This is a genomic window from Pseudovibrio sp. Ad5 (assembly GCF_001623095.1).
Taxonomy (GTDB): Bacteria; Pseudomonadota; Alphaproteobacteria; order Rhizobiales; family Stappiaceae; genus Pseudovibrio.
Genome location: NZ_LMCH01000014.1, coordinates 42165 through 61531 on the forward strand (window position 1 = coordinate 42165; position 19367 = coordinate 61531).

General features: G+C 52.0%; 17 protein-coding genes and 2 tRNA genes. 11 read left to right on the plus strand and 8 right to left on the minus strand.

The annotated features are described in order from the left end of the window. Positions 1 to 22 precede the first annotated feature (22 nt). The 3 genes from PsAD5_RS08385 (at position 23) to PsAD5_RS08395 (ending at position 3124) form a co-directional block, all read left to right on the plus strand. Positions 23 to 99: transfer RNA gene (locus tag PsAD5_RS08385), tRNA-Arg, on the plus strand. 201 nt (positions 100 to 300) lie between these two features. Further along, positions 301 to 1137, plus strand: a complete 837-nt coding sequence (locus tag PsAD5_RS08390; RefSeq protein ID WP_063291773.1) for an RDD family protein — start codon at positions 301 to 303, stop codon at positions 1135 to 1137. Positions 1138 to 1969: 832 nt separating this feature from the next. Next, positions 1970 to 3124 (plus strand): alpha-hydroxy acid oxidase, encoded by a 1155-nt coding sequence (locus PsAD5_RS08395; protein ID WP_063291774.1) that lies wholly within the window; start codon positions 1970 to 1972, stop codon positions 3122 to 3124. A gap of 117 nt (positions 3125 to 3241) precedes the next feature. Here the strand turns inward: PsAD5_RS08395 and PsAD5_RS08400 are convergent, their stop codons facing one another. The 7 genes from PsAD5_RS08400 to hemC all read right to left on the minus strand — a co-directional run bounded on the left by PsAD5_RS08400 (position 3242) and on the right by hemC (position 11589). After that, positions 3242 to 4246, minus strand: coding sequence for a Gfo/Idh/MocA family protein (locus PsAD5_RS08400; protein ID WP_063290339.1), 1005 nt, complete (start codon positions 4244 to 4246; stop codon positions 3242 to 3244). Positions 4247 to 4278: 32 nt separating this feature from the next. Beyond that, positions 4279 to 5478: an AGE family epimerase/isomerase gene (locus tag PsAD5_RS08405; protein ID WP_063291775.1), complete on the minus strand. Its 1200-nt coding sequence runs from the start codon at positions 5476 to 5478 to the stop codon at positions 4279 to 4281. A gap of 193 nt (positions 5479 to 5671) precedes the next feature. After that, a tRNA-Thr gene (locus PsAD5_RS08410) sits at positions 5672 to 5747 on the minus strand. 262 nt (positions 5748 to 6009) lie between these two features. Beyond that, positions 6010 to 7818, minus strand: a complete 1809-nt coding sequence (locus PsAD5_RS08415; RefSeq protein ID WP_063291776.1) for a heme biosynthesis HemY N-terminal domain-containing protein — start codon at positions 7816 to 7818, stop codon at positions 6010 to 6012. A 21-nt stretch (positions 7819 to 7839) separates the two neighbouring features. Further along, a complete protein-coding gene (locus tag PsAD5_RS08420; RefSeq protein WP_063291777.1) occupies positions 7840 to 9753 on the minus strand; it encodes a COG4223 family protein in 1914 nt (637 codons plus the stop codon). Between the two features lie 202 nt (positions 9754 to 9955). Further along, positions 9956 to 10666 carry a uroporphyrinogen-III synthase gene (locus tag PsAD5_RS08425; RefSeq protein ID WP_063291778.1) on the minus strand — a complete coding sequence of 237 codons (711 nt, stop codon included), beginning with the start codon at positions 10664 to 10666 and terminating at the stop codon, positions 9956 to 9958. Next, positions 10666 to 11589, minus strand: coding sequence for a hydroxymethylbilane synthase (gene hemC / locus PsAD5_RS08430; protein WP_063291779.1), 924 nt, complete (start codon positions 11587 to 11589; stop codon positions 10666 to 10668). Before hemC ends, PsAD5_RS08425 begins: the two co-directional genes overlap by 1 nt. A gap of 127 nt (positions 11590 to 11716) precedes the next feature. Between hemC and tsaD the strand changes: the two genes are divergently transcribed. From tsaD to PsAD5_RS08460, 6 genes are all read left to right on the plus strand, one after another. Beyond that, complete coding sequence (gene tsaD / locus PsAD5_RS08435; protein ID WP_057461922.1) at positions 11717 to 12829, plus strand: tRNA (adenosine(37)-N6)-threonylcarbamoyltransferase complex transferase subunit TsaD; 1113 nt, start codon at positions 11717 to 11719, stop codon at positions 12827 to 12829. Between the two features lie 640 nt (positions 12830 to 13469). Further along, a complete protein-coding gene (locus tag PsAD5_RS08440; protein ID WP_244271790.1) occupies positions 13470 to 13952 on the plus strand; it encodes an NUDIX hydrolase in 483 nt (160 codons plus the stop codon). A gap of 10 nt (positions 13953 to 13962) precedes the next feature. Further along, positions 13963 to 14973 (plus strand): NAD(P)H-dependent glycerol-3-phosphate dehydrogenase, encoded by a 1011-nt coding sequence (locus PsAD5_RS08445; protein WP_063291780.1) that lies wholly within the window; start codon positions 13963 to 13965, stop codon positions 14971 to 14973. An 85-nt stretch (positions 14974 to 15058) separates the two neighbouring features. Beyond that, positions 15059 to 15349 (plus strand): YciI family protein, encoded by a 291-nt coding sequence (locus PsAD5_RS08450; RefSeq protein ID WP_057461912.1) that lies wholly within the window; start codon positions 15059 to 15061, stop codon positions 15347 to 15349. Between the two features lie 83 nt (positions 15350 to 15432). Then, the gene (locus PsAD5_RS08455) at positions 15433 to 15861 is read left to right on the plus strand and encodes an EVE domain-containing protein (RefSeq protein WP_057461924.1); all 429 of its coding nucleotides are present in this window, start codon (positions 15433 to 15435) and stop codon (positions 15859 to 15861) included. Between the two features lie 7 nt (positions 15862 to 15868). Beyond that, the gene (locus PsAD5_RS08460) at positions 15869 to 16522 is read left to right on the plus strand and encodes a class I SAM-dependent methyltransferase (RefSeq protein WP_063291781.1); all 654 of its coding nucleotides are present in this window, start codon (positions 15869 to 15871) and stop codon (positions 16520 to 16522) included. Between the two features lie 15 nt (positions 16523 to 16537). Here the strand turns inward: PsAD5_RS08460 and PsAD5_RS08465 are convergent, their stop codons facing one another. Then, positions 16538 to 16903, minus strand: a complete 366-nt coding sequence (locus PsAD5_RS08465) for a hypothetical protein (protein ID WP_063290347.1) — start codon at positions 16901 to 16903, stop codon at positions 16538 to 16540. A 239-nt stretch (positions 16904 to 17142) separates the two neighbouring features. On the opposite strand from PsAD5_RS08465, the gene PsAD5_RS08470 reads away from it, so the two are divergent. Next, entirely contained in the window at positions 17143 to 18315 is a 1173-nt protein-coding gene (locus PsAD5_RS08470) for a M20 aminoacylase family protein (protein ID WP_063290348.1), read from the plus strand. A 74-nt stretch (positions 18316 to 18389) separates the two neighbouring features. Continuing rightward, positions 18390 to 19340: a threonine/serine dehydratase gene (locus PsAD5_RS08475; protein WP_063290349.1), complete on the plus strand. Its 951-nt coding sequence runs from the start codon at positions 18390 to 18392 to the stop codon at positions 19338 to 19340. The last annotated feature ends 27 nt before the right edge of the window (positions 19341 to 19367 follow it).

Here is a 19367-nt window from a genome sequence, read left to right on the forward strand (position 1 = left end):
CACGGATCAAGACACGCCTAAAGGCCCCGTAGCTCAGCTGGATAGAGCGGCCGCCTCCTAAGCGGCAGGTCAGTGGTTCGAATCCACTCGGGGTCACCATTTATATGAAATTATAATGACCCGGCATGAGAAAATAATTACTACGGGAACAGGCCTCTTTCTCCCTTCTGCATACGATTAATTCTTTGATTTCCTTGAACCTAAGACTGTATATAGAAACAAAATTTTAATCAGTTTTTGCGGTATCTGCGATCACTCTTGTTCCTCAGGTACTTAGCATTAAATGCCGGTACATATCCAATGACTGCAAAGTACTTCTGGCGAAGAGCATTCGCGTATCTACTAGATCTGTTTATCCTCGGCTTTGTCATTACCGCTATTGTCGTCGCATATAACAGTGTTTTTTCTACACGATTTCTTGCGCCAGAACTTCTCAAGACAACTGCCTGTGCACCTCAATTTGACATGATCTCGCAAGAGCGTATGAATGAGATCTTACCGCTCGAACCAGGCCATCAACGCCAGCAAATTCTCTGCAAGCAAACAAACATGTTTGCAAGTAGCTTCCACATAACGGCTCTTCAGAAAATCTGGAAGGAAGGCAATGTCACACGTTCTGTCTCAGTGAGTTACTACTCTGATGAATACGGTAATCAAAGAACTTACCTCCCATCAGAGCCGTTCTTCTATTTGCTCGCCCCATTCGTATTTGCCTTGTTTCTTGCTAGAATGGGTCAGACCCCAGGAAAGCGTCTACTCAATTTGAATGTATATAATGCCTCTCTTCAGAAGCCTGATCTAAAGTCAGCATTAAAGCGTGAGTACTTTAAAGCGACAGTTCTCATCATCACAGCCTTGTTTGGGCTTTACTCACTCTATCAGATCATCATGTTAGATTTGGTAGAAGCAGGAAAACAAGCTCAGGAACTACTTCAAAACCTCGGACAAGGAAATTTCTGGCTTTGGATCGTAGGCGGGGTTGTTCTCAGTCTCGCTGCCTTCTGGTTCGAGTTTGGCTCATTCATACGATGGAGAGGCCGCACTTATTGGGATCAATTCGCAAATCTTACGACGAGTAAGACAGAAGACTTGGTAATGAGAAAAGCCGAAGCCGACAAGGTTATCGCTGATAAGTAAACCGCCAATTGGATGGTGAGCTCTCTTCGGCTCGCCATCCAAACTTAAATCTTGAGGCAGTTCTTTCATTTACATTTAGCTAATTGAGCCCACCATTGAGGCAGCCAAAACTGCACATGGAGGGTAAGCCATGAACTATATATCCAATGTGCTTAAACGGTGCGGAGATAATCTTCGGAACTGGTTTTACAATTGGATGGCCTGGATCAGCCGGCAGAAGAAATAAGAACACGAAGCCTCCCTGATCCTCCCATACAGATACTCACAATGGGAAGCAGCACCTCCGCTTCCCACCGGTCCAGCTGCGCAAAATCAGAAGAGCTCATCGCCCGGATTGCACAACGAGACGGCAAGACCAGCACTCACTGTATACGCCCTCTTTTGTAGCATCGCCTCTCTCATCTACGTTCGCTCTTACATGAAATTTCTGGCCCCCACCCCACCAACACGCCCTCACAAGCTACGTAATTTCACTCACCAATCTTAAACTTCGAGTATCTGCAAAGTAAGCTTATGTCGCTTTTTTGAGATATATTTCAGTTACATATCACAAATAGCACCCAGGCAAGATGAAGTCTCAACCAGACACTCACTAAACGTTTATGCAAACAAACAAAACAAGCAAATTCAGATAGTTATTTGACAGTTACGCTTTAGTCAGTACCGTCAATTCAAAGATATTTCAGAGTACTTACGGCATTCATAGATGAATGCGAATAACACTTTTCCCAATACTGGTAGACTGAAGTCGTATACATGTAATGTTGACATATCACCGATACGTGCAATCCCTCTATACATAAAAACTAATGTTTCGGGGGGAGGCCCGTACATGGCACCAATACTAGAAATCAGTGACCTCAAAGCGCGCGCTCGCAGACGCGTTCCAAAGATGTTCTTCGACTATGCCGACTCTGGTTCTTGGACTGAGAGCACCTATCAGGCAAACGAGAGCGACTTCGCGAAGATCAAGCTGCGTCAGCGCATCGCGGTCGACATGACAGACCGCACGCTTGCCACCAAGATGGTCGGACAGGATGTCTCCATGCCTGTCGCACTGGCACCAACCGGTCTGACCGGAATGCAGCACGCCAATGGCGAAATTCTCGCCGCACAGGCAGCTGAGGAATTCGGCGTACCTTTCACGCTTTCAACCATGAGCATCTGCTCTATTGAAGCTGTTGCAGCGAAGACCACGAAACCATTCTGGTTCCAGCTTTACGTGATGAAGGATCGGGACTTCATCAACGCCCTGATCGATCGCGCAAAGAACGCAGGCTGTTCTGCACTGGTTCTCACATTCGACCTGCAGATCCTGGGCCAGCGCCACAAAGATTTGCGCAACGGCTTGTCTGCCCCGCCAAAGTTTACGCCCAAACACATCTGGCAGATGGCAACACGCCCAATGTGGTGCATGAAAATGCTCACAACGCCAAACCGCACCTTTGGCAATATTGTCGGCCATGCAAAAGGTGTTGGCGATCTCTCCTCCCTGTCCTCATGGACAGCAGAGCAGTTTGACCCACGCCTGAGCTGGGATGACATTGAGTGGATCAAAAAACAGTGGGGCGGCCCGCTAATCCTCAAAGGCATTCTGGATAAGGAAGACGCACGCCACGCAGTCGATTCTGGCTGTGATGCGATCATCGTCTCCAACCACGGCGGACGTCAGCTCGACGGCGCACCATCCTCCATCGAGATCCTGCCGGAAATCGTGGACGAGGTCGGTGATAAGGTGGAGATCCACATCGATGGCGGCATTCGCTCAGGTCAGGATGTGCTGAAAGCCATCTGTCTCGGCGCCAAAGGCACCTACATCGGCAGACCGTTCCTGTACGGTTTGGGCGCAGGCGGTAAGCAAGGCGTGACACAGTCACTGGAGATCATCCAGAAGGAACTGGATACCACCATGGCACTGTGTGGTCGTCGCGATCTCAATACACTCAATCGCGACAACCTCTATTCCATCAGAGGCGAAAAAATCTAGAGCGCGTTCCGTTTGATTGTATTCAATCAAACGACAAGAATTCGCTCAAAATAAAGAAGTTAGGGCATGAGGCGTAAATGCAAACAAGCGCAACATGCTCTAACACCAGCAAAACACTCAGTCGGGAGACCCAACGGTCTCCCAGCTGTCATTGCGTTCAGAGCGGACAATCGCATCGATGATTTCCATGTTCTGGATTGCATCAGCAACACCGTAAGGCAGCTCTTCTTCACCTTTGACCACACGAGAGAACAACTCACCCTGCAGCGTATATTGATCACAGGCAGCAACGCGCTCCACTTCAATCGCACCATCCCCCGGCAAACTGCCAGAATCGAGACGCAAGATAGTCTCTTCACCAGCAGGTGCATTGAATGGGATGAGAATTTCCAGACGCTTGGCAGTCCCCACCAGATTGATACGCTGATACGGAGCAGACTGGGTTGAAACCGTAAATTGAGCCTGACGTCCTTCTCCAAAGTCCATCATCACAGATGTCAGACGGTCCGTGCCAAAGTTTCTGTCACGATCAACAAGGCTCACAACACGCTCAGGCTCAGCATCAAAGAAGTAACGTGACGCCACAATCGGATAGCAGCCAATATCCATCAGGCCGCCCCCGCCAAGCTCTGCTTTGTTGCGAATGTTCTGCGGGTCCTGATTGCTGTAACCAAAGAATGCCTGAATACTCTGCAGCTTGCCCAGCTCACCAGATTCTACAATCTCAAGCGCCCGCTGCCACTGCGGATGCGCCCGCACCATAAAGGCTTCCATTACGAAGCGGTTATCCGGCATTTCCAGCAGAAGACGCGCTTCATCTGCATCAAGCGCAATCGGCTTTTCACAGAGCACATGCTTTCCAGCTTTCACAGCCTCAATCGTCATCGGCACATGCATGTGGTTGGGAAGCGGATTGTAAATCACGTCAATATCAGGATCAGCCAACAGCGCCTCATAGGAACCATAGGCTTTCTCGATACCCAGTTCAGCAGCAGCTTTCTTGGCATTCTCCTCATTACGAGAAGCAATCGCGACAACCTCAACGCCCTTGGCTTTTTGAAGCGCAGGAATAACCTTTTCGCGGCCAATCCGTGCAGTCGAGAGCACACCCCATTTAACCATTGCAATTCTCCCAATCTATACTGCAGGAACCGTTATTTAGCGCGCTCAAAAGTAACCACTTTCTGCCCAACCTCAGTTTTAGAAAACCGGTCAAGTTCAGAAATGGCCGAAATGATGTGATAGAGTGAGCTTGCTGGCGCCGCTTCTTTCACAAAGCTACCATCCGGCAAAAACTTGTCTTTCCAGAGACCAGCAGGCACGCCCTCAAAGAACAATTCCAACGCCTTCAGAGCATCCTGCATAGATTGGCGAAACCGAGGCCACTCACTCTCAGGAGTGCACTCCAGCATGGCGATAGAGCCCTTAAGCCATTCAGCCTGAGACCACAGACGCGCCAGTGGGTCACGCATGGAAAAGTCATCATTGATGCCCATAACCGCAACACCGCGCTCACGATCTACGCCATGGACCTCCGCAATCTCAAAGAGACGCGCAGCAGCAGCCTTAGCGCGACCATCACCACGCAGCTTGTTCCAGCGGCTCAGCAACCATGCCCACTCAAAATGATGTCCCGGCTCGAGCGCCCTGCCCTCATCACCTGGCATCGGAGACCAATCCAGTGCAAAGAACTCACGCAAACCACCTGTTTTCTCGCAGATGAAATACTTCAGGCAAAGCTCACCAAGCTCATCTGCTAGCGCAGACCAAACGGCTTTCTGCTCAGTGCTCAGATTCTCAGAGCGTTCCCATTCAAGACACATTTCAAACAGATGCATATGCGGGTTGGCACCCAGTGGCGCACGCGCAGGCTCAGCTTCCTGAAAGCCCGCAACAGGATGCTTGAAGCGGCTCTTCAAAACATCAAGCAAAGCCCCGGCTTTCGCGCAGGCTTCCCCGCGCTGTTCACTGTTTACATCAGCAATGCTGGAAAGAGCCAGTAGCGCAAAGGCCTGATTGTAAAGGTCAAACGAAGTGTCGAGCAGCTCACCATCGGGCGTCGCAAGCGCACCGATATACCCATCAGCAGTGCCGTACACCCGCTCCACATAGGCTTGCGTGCGCAGCGCGACGTCCATCCACGGGCCATCCCAGCCCAGACGTCCTGCTTCGCAATACACAAACACCATACGAGGGTTGACGCGACCACGTCTGTTATCCGCACTACCTTCACAATCCAGTGTGATGGTCTCAGCAAAACCACCATTTGCAGCGTCTTCGCCAGCTTTCAACCAAAGCGGCAATGCATCTTCAAACAACCACGCGCGCAACTTATTCAGGTGATCGACAATCACTTCCGGTACTCCACACCATCATCAGCCCGCTCCCACGAACCCCCGATGGCCTCCATATGTGCAAATGAAATCAATGCGCTTAAAGGTTCGACTAAAGGACCAAAAAACACAAATCCGAACCTACGACGAGTAGGCGACAAGACAAAGCCAAATGAGCAAGTTTTTGGGGGATTATAAAGTATCAGAGAGTTAGTGGTGCCGCTGAAAGGACTCGAACCTTCGACCCCATCATTACGAATGACGTGCTCTACCATCTGAGCTACAGCGGCGTTCCAACAGGCACAAGGGGTGTGCCGGAAAGTGGAAGTTTGATACCCAAGCTCCCAATAAGATGCAAGTATGATTTGCAATGGCAGAGAATGCATCCACCATCAATCTACAAAGGCAGGAGACGCAACAAAGAGCACGTGTCCTGCCTGTGCAAGTCTCTTAGAGCACGTCGCGTTCATTAGCATTCATGCATCGTGCTCTAACATCTTTGGCCTAGCGAATTCTTCTCGTTTGATTGAACAAATCAAACGGAACACGCCCTTAGCGGAAGAACCTGAAACTCTGATCCTTTGGAGTTTTCGGATCTTCATCATCTGGTTCAGGTCCTGGGTCATCAGGAAGCTGAGAAAGCGGGAACTCCACCAGCTTCTCATCTTTCTTCTCAGGTTTATCATCCGGCGAGCTCGGAGCTTCCTTCTCAGTCTTGGAAGGGTCCTCTGCCTTGTCCGCAGCCTTTTCATTGGCTTTGGTCGGCGCCCAACTGGAAGATTCCACAGGTACGACAGTCGCACGAGGTTCTTCAGTCTTGGCTTGCTCATCTGGCTTTTTCTCAGCAGATGGCTCTTTAGCAGTCTCTGTCACAACAACAGGCTCAGCAACGTCAGCCTTTGCCGCCGGTGCCTCCACAGGCTCGTCCTTCACTGCAGCAGGCTTTTTTGCTTCCTGCGGTTTAGGCACAACGATATCCGCCTCGACCGGTTCCTTCAGAACCTGTACAGGAGCTGCCAGTTCAGGTGGCTCAAACAGCTTGTCATCGATGACTTCAATCAACTGCTCCTGATCCACAGCCCCTTCCGGTGCTGCCCACTCATAGGCATCCACACGGCCTGTCTTTGGAGAAACAGGCGCCCAATTGGCAGAGACAATGCCATCCGCAGTCCAGACTTTATCGCTTGGCGCACGTACAGCGCGGGACAACCACTCACGAATGCGGCCCTGATCACCATGCTCGCGCTCTTCAAGATCAGCCATTAGCAAGAACGCACGCTGCGTTGGCTCAGAGCGCAGAACGCGCTTGAGCTGGTCACGTGCTTCATCAAACTTCTTGGCTTCAATCGCAGCAACAGCAATCGCAATCGCGCCCTCAGAAGAGTAAGCACGCATGCTCGCCAATGTTCTGACGCGGCTCAGACGATCCGTGACAGAATCGCCAGGACGAACATGAGCATAAGCGTCAGCAAGATCTGGGTGCGGGCTCAACTTCCAGGTCGCTTCAAGGATCTTACTTGCTTTGCGCACCTCGCCTGAGCGTGTCCGCAAACGAGCTGCAACAATCGCAGCAGGTACCAGCGAAGGAGCAAGGCCATGCGCTTCAACAGCAAGCGTGCGTGCACGATCCGGATTCTCATTCTCCAGCTCAAGAGCACGTGCAGTCAGCAGAACAGCTTTCTGGCGACGAAGAGTTTTCTTATCCAGCATGCGAGCAGCATAGTTGCGCTCAAGCGTTGCAATGGCTTCTTCCCAGTCACCAGAAACGGCCTGATACCCAAGCACGGCATTGCCAGCCCAACGCAAACCCGGAACCAGATTAAAGGCTTCCTCGGCAAAATGGCGTGCGGCTGCAGGCTCACTTTCCCGTTCCGCTTCAATGTAAAGGCCGTGCAAACCCACAGCCATGGAGCGATCATCTTCCAGCATCGCCTCAAACCGGCGACGGCTTTCTGCATGATCACCATCCAGCTGAGAGGCCTGCGCCAGAAGCAGGCGAGCAGCAGGCTCGTTGCCATCCAGCAGTTTATCCGCCTTCAGACCAAACTTGCGCGCATGCAGCGTATCGCCAGATCCAAGGGCCATCAGCCCCTGAGACAGGGCATCATAGCCTTTGTCTTTCCGGCGGCTCTGCATGAAATGGGAAACCAGAGTTGGCGACTTCCAGATCAACCGGAAGAAGCCCCAAGCCACAATCGACGCCACGATGGAAGCACCAAACGCAACAACAGCTGTCAGCAAGCTTGCCTGAACAACATACCCCTGCCATTCAAGCGTAACGACGCCCGGACGGTCTGCCATCCAGGCTCCGCCGAGAGCCAGCAAAAATACAAACGCGAAAAAGATGAGAACGCGGACCATGTCCTTCGCTCCTTTCCGATACTACTTGTTTTCAGAAACAAGCGACTTCAAAACTTGAGCGGTGATTTTCTTCACCAATTCATCTGCTGCCAAACGGGCTTTCACCTGTTCGGCCCACGCTGCACCAACCTGTTGCATCGGTTCTGGCAAAGCATCGTAAGCCTTAATCGCTCCGGCAAGATCACCCGCAGAAACCCGGGATTCCATCGTGCCAAGTAACTCGCCGGAACTCGTGCCATCACTGTCTGTCGGCGTTCGAACAGAAACCAGTGACTTGGCGCTGGAGAACAGACGATCAACCACATCATCATTCTCACTCGTCAGCGACACCGCACTCATATCACGCGCGACCTTACCAAATCCGGCAATCAACGCAGCGGAGGACGGAATACCACTCGCGGCACTTGCCTTCAGTGGCGCCAACTCAGCAGCATCACCCGGAAGTACAGCTTCAACGGCAGCCAGTTCCGCCTCATAGGTATCACCAGAATCCACAGCATTGCGCAAAGAGGCAATCGCGATTGCACGCGCCGCACGCTCCTGCGCACTTGCAGTACCAAGAGCCTTCTCCAACCGGTCAACACGTGCAGTAATCTGCTGTGTTGTCTCGGCATTCGCCTGCGTCAGCGCTTCAATCTTGCCTTCAAGAACTTTCTGCTCAGCCGTCAACTTGCCAATCTGCGCAAGCGCTTCATCCACCTTGGAACCAGTTACAGCCAACTGTGAACCAAGATCCTTCAGTTGTGTCGGCGCTTCTTTCAATGCCTGAAACTGCTTTTGCAAATCTGTCAGACTGCCTTGCATGCCTTTCAGAACCTGCTCAGCATTCTTTCGGGACGCTGCGGTCAGATCAGCAACCTGCTTAGTCAGCTGATCCTGTGTCTTCTTCATGCTGGCAACAGCAACAGCATCACCGGCTGCACCGTTGGAAATCAATTCGTTCAGCTCTTTAATCTCAGCACCAAGCGTCGAAACCTGCTCTTGCACCTTCGCGGTCACACCTGCAGTCGCATCACTCAATTTACTGCTGGTTTCTTTCTGGATCGCATCCAGCTGATCAGTCAGGTTCTGAATGGTTTCCTTAGCCGCAAAACTACCCGCCGCATGATCTTTCAGCGCCGTAATTTCCTGGCTCAGCTGCGAATAGCGGTTCTTGGAGCTTTCCAGAAGAGCCTGAACCTCGGTCGCATTCTGACCAGAGCCGGCGCCAATCATCTGAAGCATGCCAACCTGATGCAGACCAACGCCAGCACCTGCAACAATCAGCGCACCAATAACGCCAGCAGCAAGCATCGCGCCAAATCCAGCACCTTGCTTAGGCGGATGCGGAGGCTTATCAGCAGGCCCGCCGGGGCCTTTACCGGAAGGAGGCGGTGGTGGAGGCGTATCCTTGCCACCCGAGCCAGCCTTATCGTCCTTGCCCTTCACAGGCTCTTTCGCAGCAGAAGCGGTGGAGGTTTTGCTCGCGGCAGCAGTTTTGCTGGCGCCTGTCGTCTTCGTAGCAGAAGGCTTTACTGTGCTGGATGCAGCAGCGTCCTTCTTCTCATCAACTGCGGCCTTTGCGCTTGCAGCAGCAGTCGGCTTGGCTGTTGTTGAGGCAGAAGGTGCCCCCGCAGCTGGTTTAGCGCCCGCTGCAGGCTTCGCAGCAGCAGCTTTCATCGCTTCAGTATTTTCAGTCTTCACGGATGATTGTGATTGTTGTTTGCCAGTTGGCGGCACAGAGCCCGCCTTGGTAGAAGTCGCCTTGCTCGCAGCAGGCTTGGCCGCAGGACCAGCGCTCGCGGCAGGCTTATCAGTCTTGGAAACGTCTTTCGCAGGCAGGTCAATCGTGACAGGCTTTCGGGATCCACTGGAGAGCGGAGATTTCCGTGATGATGTTCCACCACCCGAGCCTGCCCCGGTGGACGCCCCACCTTTTTTGTCATCAGCAGCCATCAAAACCTCCTAGAATGGCGCGTTTCAAGCAGTTTCCAGCCGCGCCAATTTTCATAGTCACGCAATCTCGACAAGGCCTCTTAAGAGGCCTCTTTCTTAACATAAGCATCCCTTTAGCAAACTGCTATCAGGGAGAATTAGCACCTTGCCAAACAAACTGCGACTTCTCCATAGGGCTCAGAGAAGTGCAAATCACTTCCTCTCAACTTATCGAACCATTGAGAAGTTCAAACAAGCTATCCTCACGCGGCGTTTTCGCAGTAAAAACCTCGCCAAACGCTCCAGCCTGCTCTGCAACCCGCTTTGAAACACATAATGCTTTCATAGAGTTAAGAAACACTATGGTTTTTTCAAGATTTGAAAGGCTGAGAAAAATTTGAATTGTTCGCGGAGAATAAAACAACACACAATCCAGCATCCCTGCTTCAATCAGTTCACGGGTTTTCTCAGAAAAGCCAGTCGCAGCAGCCATTTGGTAGACCTCCACCATACGGCAGGCAATGCCCTGCAGCTCAAGCTGTCCGGCCAGGTCACCACTGCGGTCAATCGCTGCAGGGTAAAAGACAGGCCCCACCTGCTTGCTGTCCGCAATCAGTCCGCCAAGGGAATCAACATCCCCATCCGCACATATGATTTCTTGGAAACCGGAAGCCTCTGCAGTTCTGGCTGTCGCCTCACCCACAGAATAGAGAGGAAGGTGCTGTAGCTGTGAAACAAGACCATTGAAGACAAGGGCTTCAATGGCATTCGCGCTCGTCACAGCAATCGCTTTGGCGTCCCCAGCCACATCACCGTCAACGGTCAGCGGCTGGAAACTCAGCATCGGCTCAACAATCACATCGTGTCCCATAGCAATCAGCTTCTGTGCAGTTTTATCCGCTTGAGGCTGAGGACGGGTCACGAGTATTTTCATTAGAGCTCCAGAAAGTTTGGACCAGACTTCGCCTTCAGCTCTTTGCCAAGCTCGCGGCCAATCTCTTCAGCATCGCTTAACGGGCCTTCACCTTCAACTGTGTGCGTCTGGCTGCCATCCGGTTTGATCACCTCACCCCGGAAACGGATACGATCCCCTTCCACATGGGAGAGACCAGCAATCGGCGTACGGCAAGAACCATCCATCTCAGCCAGATAAGCACGCTCCAGCAAAAGGCGGCTTTCAGTCTCTGCGTGATGGATCGGCGCAAGAATGCGCGCAGTCTCTTCATCACCAAGACGCGCCTCAATACCAATCGCGCCCTGCCCGACAGCAGGAAGGAAGTGCTCCACATCCATCAAAGACGTAACCAGGTCACCTTGTCCCAGACGACGCAGACCAGCGTAAGCAAGGAAGGTTGCGTCAACCACACCTTCACCAAGTTTGCGCAAACGGGTCTGGAGGTTACCGCGATACATCACCACATCAAGATCAGGACGCAGACGCTTAATCTGTGCCTGACGACGCAAACTGGAAGACCCGACCACAGCACCCTGTGGAAGATCTGTCAGTTTTTCTACCTTTGGAGAAATGAAAGCATCGCGCACATCTTCACGTGGAAGGTAAGCGGTCATGCCCAGACCATCCGGCAGCACTGTCGGCATATCCTTGGAAGAATGAACTGCCAGATCAATGGACTTATCCAGCAAAGCTTCCTCAATTTCCTTAGTGAACAAGCCCTTGCCGCCTGCTTCGGAAAGAGGCCTATCTTGAATTTGGTCTCCCGTTGTTTTTATAACAACAATCTCGAAGTCATCATCGGTTAACCCGTGTGCCTTCGCGAGACGAGCGCGTGTTTCATACGCCTGGGCCAGTGCCAGGGCGCTTCCACGTGTACCAATTCTTATAGGTTTTGTTTGCAAGGATCACATTCCCAATGCTAGGGGCTCATGTTAGATGAGCGACATAAAATCATCGGCCCGCGAAATCAACCATGCTTTGCGCATGAGAGAACGACAAAAACCAAGCGGCCAAAGGAGACCAAACGTGCTGACCATCCTCGGCATAGAAACGAGTTGTGACGAAACTGCCGCTGCTGTCCTTGAGATTGATCAAGATGGCAAATGCGTAATTTTGTCCAACGTGGTGCATTCTCAAATCGATGAGCACACACCGTTCGGCGGTGTTGTACCAGAGATTGCGGCGCGCGCCCACATTCAGTTGCTGGATGGTATCGTAGATCAGGCGATGAAAACAGCAAATGTGAAGTACTCTAATCTATCCGCAGTTGCTGCAACCGCTGGCCCCGGCCTCATTGGCGGCGTCATCGTGGGCTTGATGACAGCAAAATCTATCGCCATGGCAATCAATAAGCCATTGATTGCAGTGAACCATTTGGAAGGGCACGCCCTCACCGCACGCATGACGGATCAGGTTGAATTTCCATTCCTGCTGCTCCTCGTCTCCGGCGGACATACCCAGTATCTCCTCGTAAAAGCTCTTGGGGAATACGAAAGATTGGGCACAACCATTGATGATGCGATTGGTGAAGCGTTTGACAAAACAGCCAAACTGCTCGGCCTGCCTTATCCCGGCGGTCCGGCTGTAGAAAAAGCTGCAAAACTTGGTGATCCAACCGTCTACAAACTGCCACGCCCACTTTTGGACCGCCCCGGCCTCGACATGTCTTTTGCCGGGTTGAAGACAGCAGTGCGCACCGCCGCCTTAAAAGAAGAGCCTGTCAGCGAGCAAACCGTCAACAATCTGTGCGCTTCCTTCCAGGAAGCTGTCGCGGATGTTCTCGGAAAACGCAGTGCAAGAGCCTTCGAATTATTTAAAGATCGCTATCCGGATACGCCTGTCAAAATGGTTATTGCGGGCGGTGTTGCAGCAAACGAAGCAATTAGGATTCGTCTAAACGAGGTTGCCGCGGAACATAGTGCAGAATTAATCGCACCACCGCACAAACTGTGCACAGACAACGCCGCCATGATTGCATGGGCTGGAGCTGAGCGTCTGAGAAAACTCGTTGCCGAAGACCCATCTATTCTGGAACAAAACGGTAAGGGCGACGACATGAACGAAGCCCCACGCCCACGCTGGCCCCTCGACAAAATCTCCGAAAGCGTCGTCGGCTTCGGTCGCAAAGGCGCGAAGGTTTAGCGACGACCACACAGCACAAACATACTTCCAAAATCCCGCCTCGCCTGCGGGATTTTTCAGTTCTGAAGCGCTAAAAACTTATCCCCCTGCCCTCAACCGCGCTTATTCTCAGTGTTGTGCTCACGTATTCGGGCAGCTGGTGGACCGTCCATCAGTGCGGCGTGGGCTGGGCGGGGCTACCGGGTGAAGTAACGCATCATCTGGCGGGTTCGTTGAAACACCCCTTGAAAGTCTTTAGTGCAGGGACCAAGCGGAAGCTGGTCACCCGATGGGCGTCTACACTGGCAGGCGTTTAGCTATCACTGACACTCACGTTTGCCTCTGGCTGGTGTGTTTGTTGCTGATGGTGCCTGCTCCCAATGCCTTTCGGAGGAGATCTTGTTTCATACAAAAACGCCCGGGCAAGGCGAGCAGCCAATGCCGAAGAAACTAATTTACTTACAATGCGCAGGCACTGCCTGCTCGCCTTGCTCACACCCGAACTTTCGGGGCATTCCGTTCCACGCTGCAGGTAAAACCATGCGGCGCTAAAGCGCGTGTCATGCTGCTTATTATGTGCAAACTGCTATAACGCCTTGCTTGCAACAAACTCCTGCAAATAACATCTGCCAAATTCAAACAACATTGATTTGATTGATTCATGGTGGAAACGACATTGCAGCCTCGGCACAAAGCTTACGTCTATATGACCTGCGGCACACATCTTCTCGTTTTTGACGAACCGGAAACCGACATCGCAGGCACATTGCAGGTGCCAGGTGGAACACTGGACCCGGGCGAAAGCTATCTGCAAGCAGCCAAACGCGAGTTTGAAGAGGAAACCGGCCTGAGTGTTTCCGGCGCACTTGAGCAATTCACTGGCCATGACTTCCTGTATGACGATGCCCTCACCTCAGGTCCAGAGCTACACCGCCGCAAATTTTTCCATCTCAAAATTCAGGAAAAAGCAAAGCAGACTTGGGATCATTACGAAATGAGCCCAAATGACGGTGGAGATCCTATCCTCTTTCGCTTCTTCTGGGTTGATTTGGCAGACAACGAAACTAAGTCCAAGCTAACAATGCACGGAGGGTTCGATATCCCTCTTGAGCAACTGTGTGAACGACTGAACATCACCCAATAAGGAAAACAACATGACCACTGCTCTAAACAAGATCGCTGTAATTGGCGGAGGATCTTGGGGAACTGCGCTCGCCTTGGCAGCCGCAAGAGCAGGTCGGGAAGTCTCCTTATGGGCCCGCGATGCGGAAACCATCGCCGCAATAAACGCCAGCAAACAGAACCCGAAATACCTGCCCGGCATCGAGTGGACAGAGCAAATCACCGCAACCGGCATCCTTAAGCATGCTGTGAGCGGTGCCGACGCGCTTCTGCTCGTCACCCCAGCGCAAACAACGCGGGCGATGACAGAAGCGATCAAGCCGTTCTTAAAGCCAGCAACACCAATCGTTCTCTGCGCAAAAGGCATCGAGCAATCAACCGGCCAGCTCCTGTCTGAGGTGATCAAGTCCGTGGCGCCTGATGCCATCCCGGCAGCGCTGTCCGGTCCAAGCTTCGCACATGACGTGGCAAAGGGCTTGCCAACAGCCGTCACAATCGCCGCTGAAGACGGTGGAGTTGCAGACCAGCTTTCCGCAGCTCTCGCCTCAAAAAGCTTCCGCCTCTACGCAACTGATGACCTTATCGGCGTACAAATTGGCGGAGCCCTCAAAAACGTTCTTGCAATCGCATGCGGCGCAGCGGTCGGCTATGGCCTTGGCGCTAGTGCACAGGCAGCTTTGACGGCCCGTGGCTTCGCAGAACTGACCCGCCTCGGCATGGCACTCAATGCCAGAAGCGAAACGCTCACAGGTCTGTCTGGTCTTGGCGACCTGGTCCTCACATGTTCCTCAACCCAATCACGAAATTTTGCCTTCGGCTTAAAGATCGGACAGGGTAGAACACCGCAGGAATTGGTCGCACCGGGACAAAAGCTTGCAGAAGGCGCTCACTCCGCTAATATCGCGGTCGCCTTGGCAGCCGAACATGGTGTCGACATGCCAATTGCAAACACCGTGTCACAAATCGTAGCTGGGAAAATCGACGTCGCACAGGCTTTGAGCGACTTAATGACGCGCCCCCTCAAACGAGAGACACACCCCTAGTAGAATCCTTTTAAGCTAGGAATTGCCTGGTTGTATATCAGGGATCAAATGGTTAGGTTGAAAACCTGCTACTGGAGTATCCAATATGCTGTACGCTCTCATCTGCACTGATAAGGCGCATTCTGAAGACCTTCGCCAGAAAACACGACAAGACCATCTCGATTTTCTCAAGGGTCTTGGTGATCGCTTGAAGGCAGCTGGTCCTTTTATGTGTGATGACCTCGTATCTCCGACGGGTTCGCTGGTCTTGGTAGAAGCTGCGAACAGGGACGAGGCATTGGCAGTAGCTAATGAAGATCCTTATTCACTCGCAGGCCTCTTTGAATCTGTTGAGATCCGTCCTTGGAACTGGGTAATTAAGAACCCAGAAGCCTAATTTTGTTGTAAGTATTACAACACGTCAATTCTGGAGCACCAGTCTCTCATTGTAGGCAGGTGCTCTTTTTAATGGAGGCAAAGTTGCAATACTGGCTGTTCAAATCCGAACCTAACAAGTGGTCTTGGGATCATCAAAAAGCCAAGGGCGAAGAAGGCGAAGAGTGGGACGGCGTACGCAACTATCAGGCCCGCAACTTCATGCGCGACATGAAGATCGGAGACCGGGGCTTCTTCTACCATTCCAACATCGGCAAAGAAGTTGTCGGCATCGTAGAGGTCTGCGCGCTCGCACACCCGGATTCCACAACCGATGACCCACGCTGGGAATGCGTAGACATCAAAGCCGTCAAAGACCTTCCGCAGACAGTAACACTGGCGCAAGTGAAGGCCGAAGAACGCCTCTCCGATATGGCCCTAGTGACTTCCATGCGCCTTTCTGTTCAGCCGGTAAAACCGGAAGAATGGGCCGTGGTTCTGGAAATGGCAGGAATGGACCCATCTGAGGTCTAATCTCACGATGAAAATTACGGACCGGCGCGCTTTTATTTTGGAACAGACACGGCAACACCCTGTTCCTCATGCGCCGTCCATATTCCTTCACCTGGCAGACGAAAGCGTCGATCTCTGGCGCATGGGTGAAGAGGAGCTTGAAGAGCGCGGAGTCCCCTCACCATTCTGGGCATTTGCATGGGCAGGCGGACAAGCACTGGCACGCTACGTTCTCGACAATCCCGAGACTGTTAAGGACAAACACATCCTCGACTTCGCCAGCGGCTCAGGCCTCGTCGCTATCGCCGCAATGAAAGCCGGAGCAGCCTCAGCTATCGCAGCAGACATCGATCTCTTCGCTGCAGATGCCGCACTTATCAACGCAAACCTGAATCAGGTTACAATTCAAGTCAGCACTAAAGACCTTCTGGGAAGCTCTCTTGGTAATTACGACCTGATTTGCTGCGGCGATGTCTTTTACGACCCGGATATGACCACAAGGGTTCTTAGTTGGCTAGACACCAGTCCTAAGGAAAAACCAATTCCGGTTTTGGTAGGAGACCCTCGACGCTCCTATTTCCCAACCTCACGTCTCACCCACCTGCAAACCTATGAAATTCCAGTACAGCGAGAGCTGGAAGACAACGAGACAAAAAAGACACCCGTCTACGCGTTTTCTTGACTCTCTGAGTATCAATTACCGGCTAGGTCGGCTCATTTCCTCAAAGAACCGGGCAAGCGATTCCACATTCGCATCGGTTTTATAGGGGGATGTCAAAGCACACTCGACAATCACATTCCGCTTATCAATCTGAAGCGAGAAATCACTGGTCAGCGGCCACATACTCCAACTGTCCCGCAAGGAGTTGTAACGCAAAGAAGTCCCGAACAGACCACCATTCACGAGAAGATTGATCGAGACATTGCGTCGAAAATCAAAAGGACCAGTTTCAAACTCGGCTTTGGCAGGCAAAAGGCTGGTGTATCGATTGGCTTTGTTGAGAAACATCCATTGCTGTTTCTCCTCTGTGACATTCCGAAAAACACTCCGATAGATCGCCATACTGCCTCACCGCTGTTGAAGTTGAACAAACTGCAATATGTGACCTGACGTCAGCGATAACTTAGCGTGATTAAGCTGTCCTTGGGTTAGTTAAGGAGCCACATTGGCAGTTCATTTAATTTTACTCAACTGACCCTTTTGCGATTGATTTGCTCTTGCAATATTTCACTGCACTGGGCCAAAGTGAGGTTCATTTTCTAATCTCAATAAGAATCCGAAGTATTTGAGGGAGCACTCCGATGCCAACCATTAATCGTCTTGCAGAAATGCACGATGAAATCACCGCTTGGCGCCGTGATTTTCATGAACATCCTGAAGTTCTTTATGAGACACACCGGACATCAGCAAAAGTAGCCGAAATTCTGAAAGAGATCGGTGTTGATGAAGTCACCACAGGTGTTGGCCGCACAGGCGTAGTTGGTGTTATCAAAGGCCGCAACGGCGGCGCTGGCAAATCCATCGCCCTTCGCGCTGACATGGATGCCCTTCCAATGGCCGAAGAAACCGGCAAGGAATACGCATCCAAAAACGAAGGCGCAATGCACGCATGTGGTCACGATGGCCACACCGCAATGCTGTTGGGTACAGCGAAATATCTTGCCGAGACCCGCAACTTCGACGGCACAGTCATTCTCGTATTCCAACCAGCTGAAGAAGGCGGCGCTGGCGCAAAAGCAATGATGGACGACGGCTTGTTTACCCGTTGGAACGTTGACGAGATCTACGGCCTGCATAACCAGCCAGGCACTCCGATTGACCACTTCGCAACCCGCTCTGGCCCACTGATGGCATCCACCGATGAGTTCACCATCACAGTCAAAGGCGTCGGCGGCCACGCAGCATACCCACACAACACAATCGATCCTGTGGTGGTTGGCTCACAGATCGTCTCTGCGCTGCAGTCCATCGCATCCCGCAATGTTGGACCACTGCAGTCTATCGTAATCTCTGTGACTTTCTTCCAGGCTGGCACTGCATACAATATCATTCCAGACACAGCGAAACTGGGTGGTACCATCCGCACATTGGATCAGGATGTCCGCAAGCAAGCTGCTCAACGCGTGAAGCAAGTTGTTGAAGGCGTTTGTGCCGCAAACGGCGCTGGCGTGGACTACGATTTTGCAGATGGCTACCCATCCACATCAAACCATCCGGATCAGACCAAATTCGCAACCCAGATCGCTGCTGAAATTGCTGGCAGCGCAGACAAAGTTGATGAAAACATCGACCCAACCATGGGCGGCGAGGACTTTGCTTACTACCTGGAAGAAAAGCCGGGTGCTTTCATCTTCCTTGGAAACGGAGAGTCTGCTGGACTGCACCATCCGAAATATGACTTCAACGATGAAGCTATTCCATATGGCTGTTCCTATTTCATTAAATTGATTGAAACTGCAATGCCAGCAACCTAAAGTGCACATTGCAATTTTCGAAGCCTCGGATTTTTCCGGGGCTTCTCTATATATTAAATATTCAGGCCATTACCGTGCAGATATCAAAGCAAGCCATTGAAGTCGCTCATAAACGAATTCAAAAATACATTCGCAAAACTCCGTCTATTGTGAGCGGTAACGGCACTTTTGGCCTGAAGTACTCCATTTCTTTGAAACTGGAACACCTGCAGCATTCAGGTTCCTTCAAAGCCCGTGGAGCATTCAACTCATTACTAAACAACTCAATCCCGGAAGCTGGCATAGCAGCAGCCTCAGGTGGCAATCACGGTGCTGCCGTTGCCTGTGCAGCTCATGCACTTGGCAAGAAAGCCAAGATCTTTGTCCCTGAGATCTCCAATCCAGCGAAGATCGATAAGATCCGCAGCTTCGGCGCGGACGTCCATGTCGAAGGTGCCGCCTATGCGGATGCTGCAGCACTCTGCACCCGCTACCAGCAGCAAACCGGCGCAATTGATATTCATCCATTCGACGCCATAGATACAATCAACGGTCAGGGCACCGTAGCATTAGAATGGGCAGAACAAAGCTCAGACCTGGATACCATCCTTGTGGCTGTCGGCGGCGGAGGCCTCGCAGCAGGTGTTGCAAGCTACTATGCAAACAGCCCCACCAAAGTCATTGCCATAGAGCCATTTGGTTCCTGCTCCATGAACGCAGCGCTTAAAGCCGGCGAGCCAGTTGATGTCGAACTGGACAGCATCGCAGCCAACGCACTTGGTGCAAAGCGATGCGGCACCTTCCCGTTTGAGGTCGCAAGAAACCACATCGCAGAATCCATCCTTGTCGAGGATGACGCCATTCTCGCCGCGCAACGCCGGCTCTGGAGAGAGATGCAGCTCGTCGTCGAACCAGGCGGCGCAACGGCACTGGCAGCTCTGATCTCCGGTGCATACAAGCCAGAAGAAGGCGAGCGCATCGGTGTCTTATTGTGTGGTGGTAACGCTGAACTCATTCAGGTCAACAACACCCTGTCCGGTCGATAAAAGAAAAGCGGTACATCCATAAGAAGG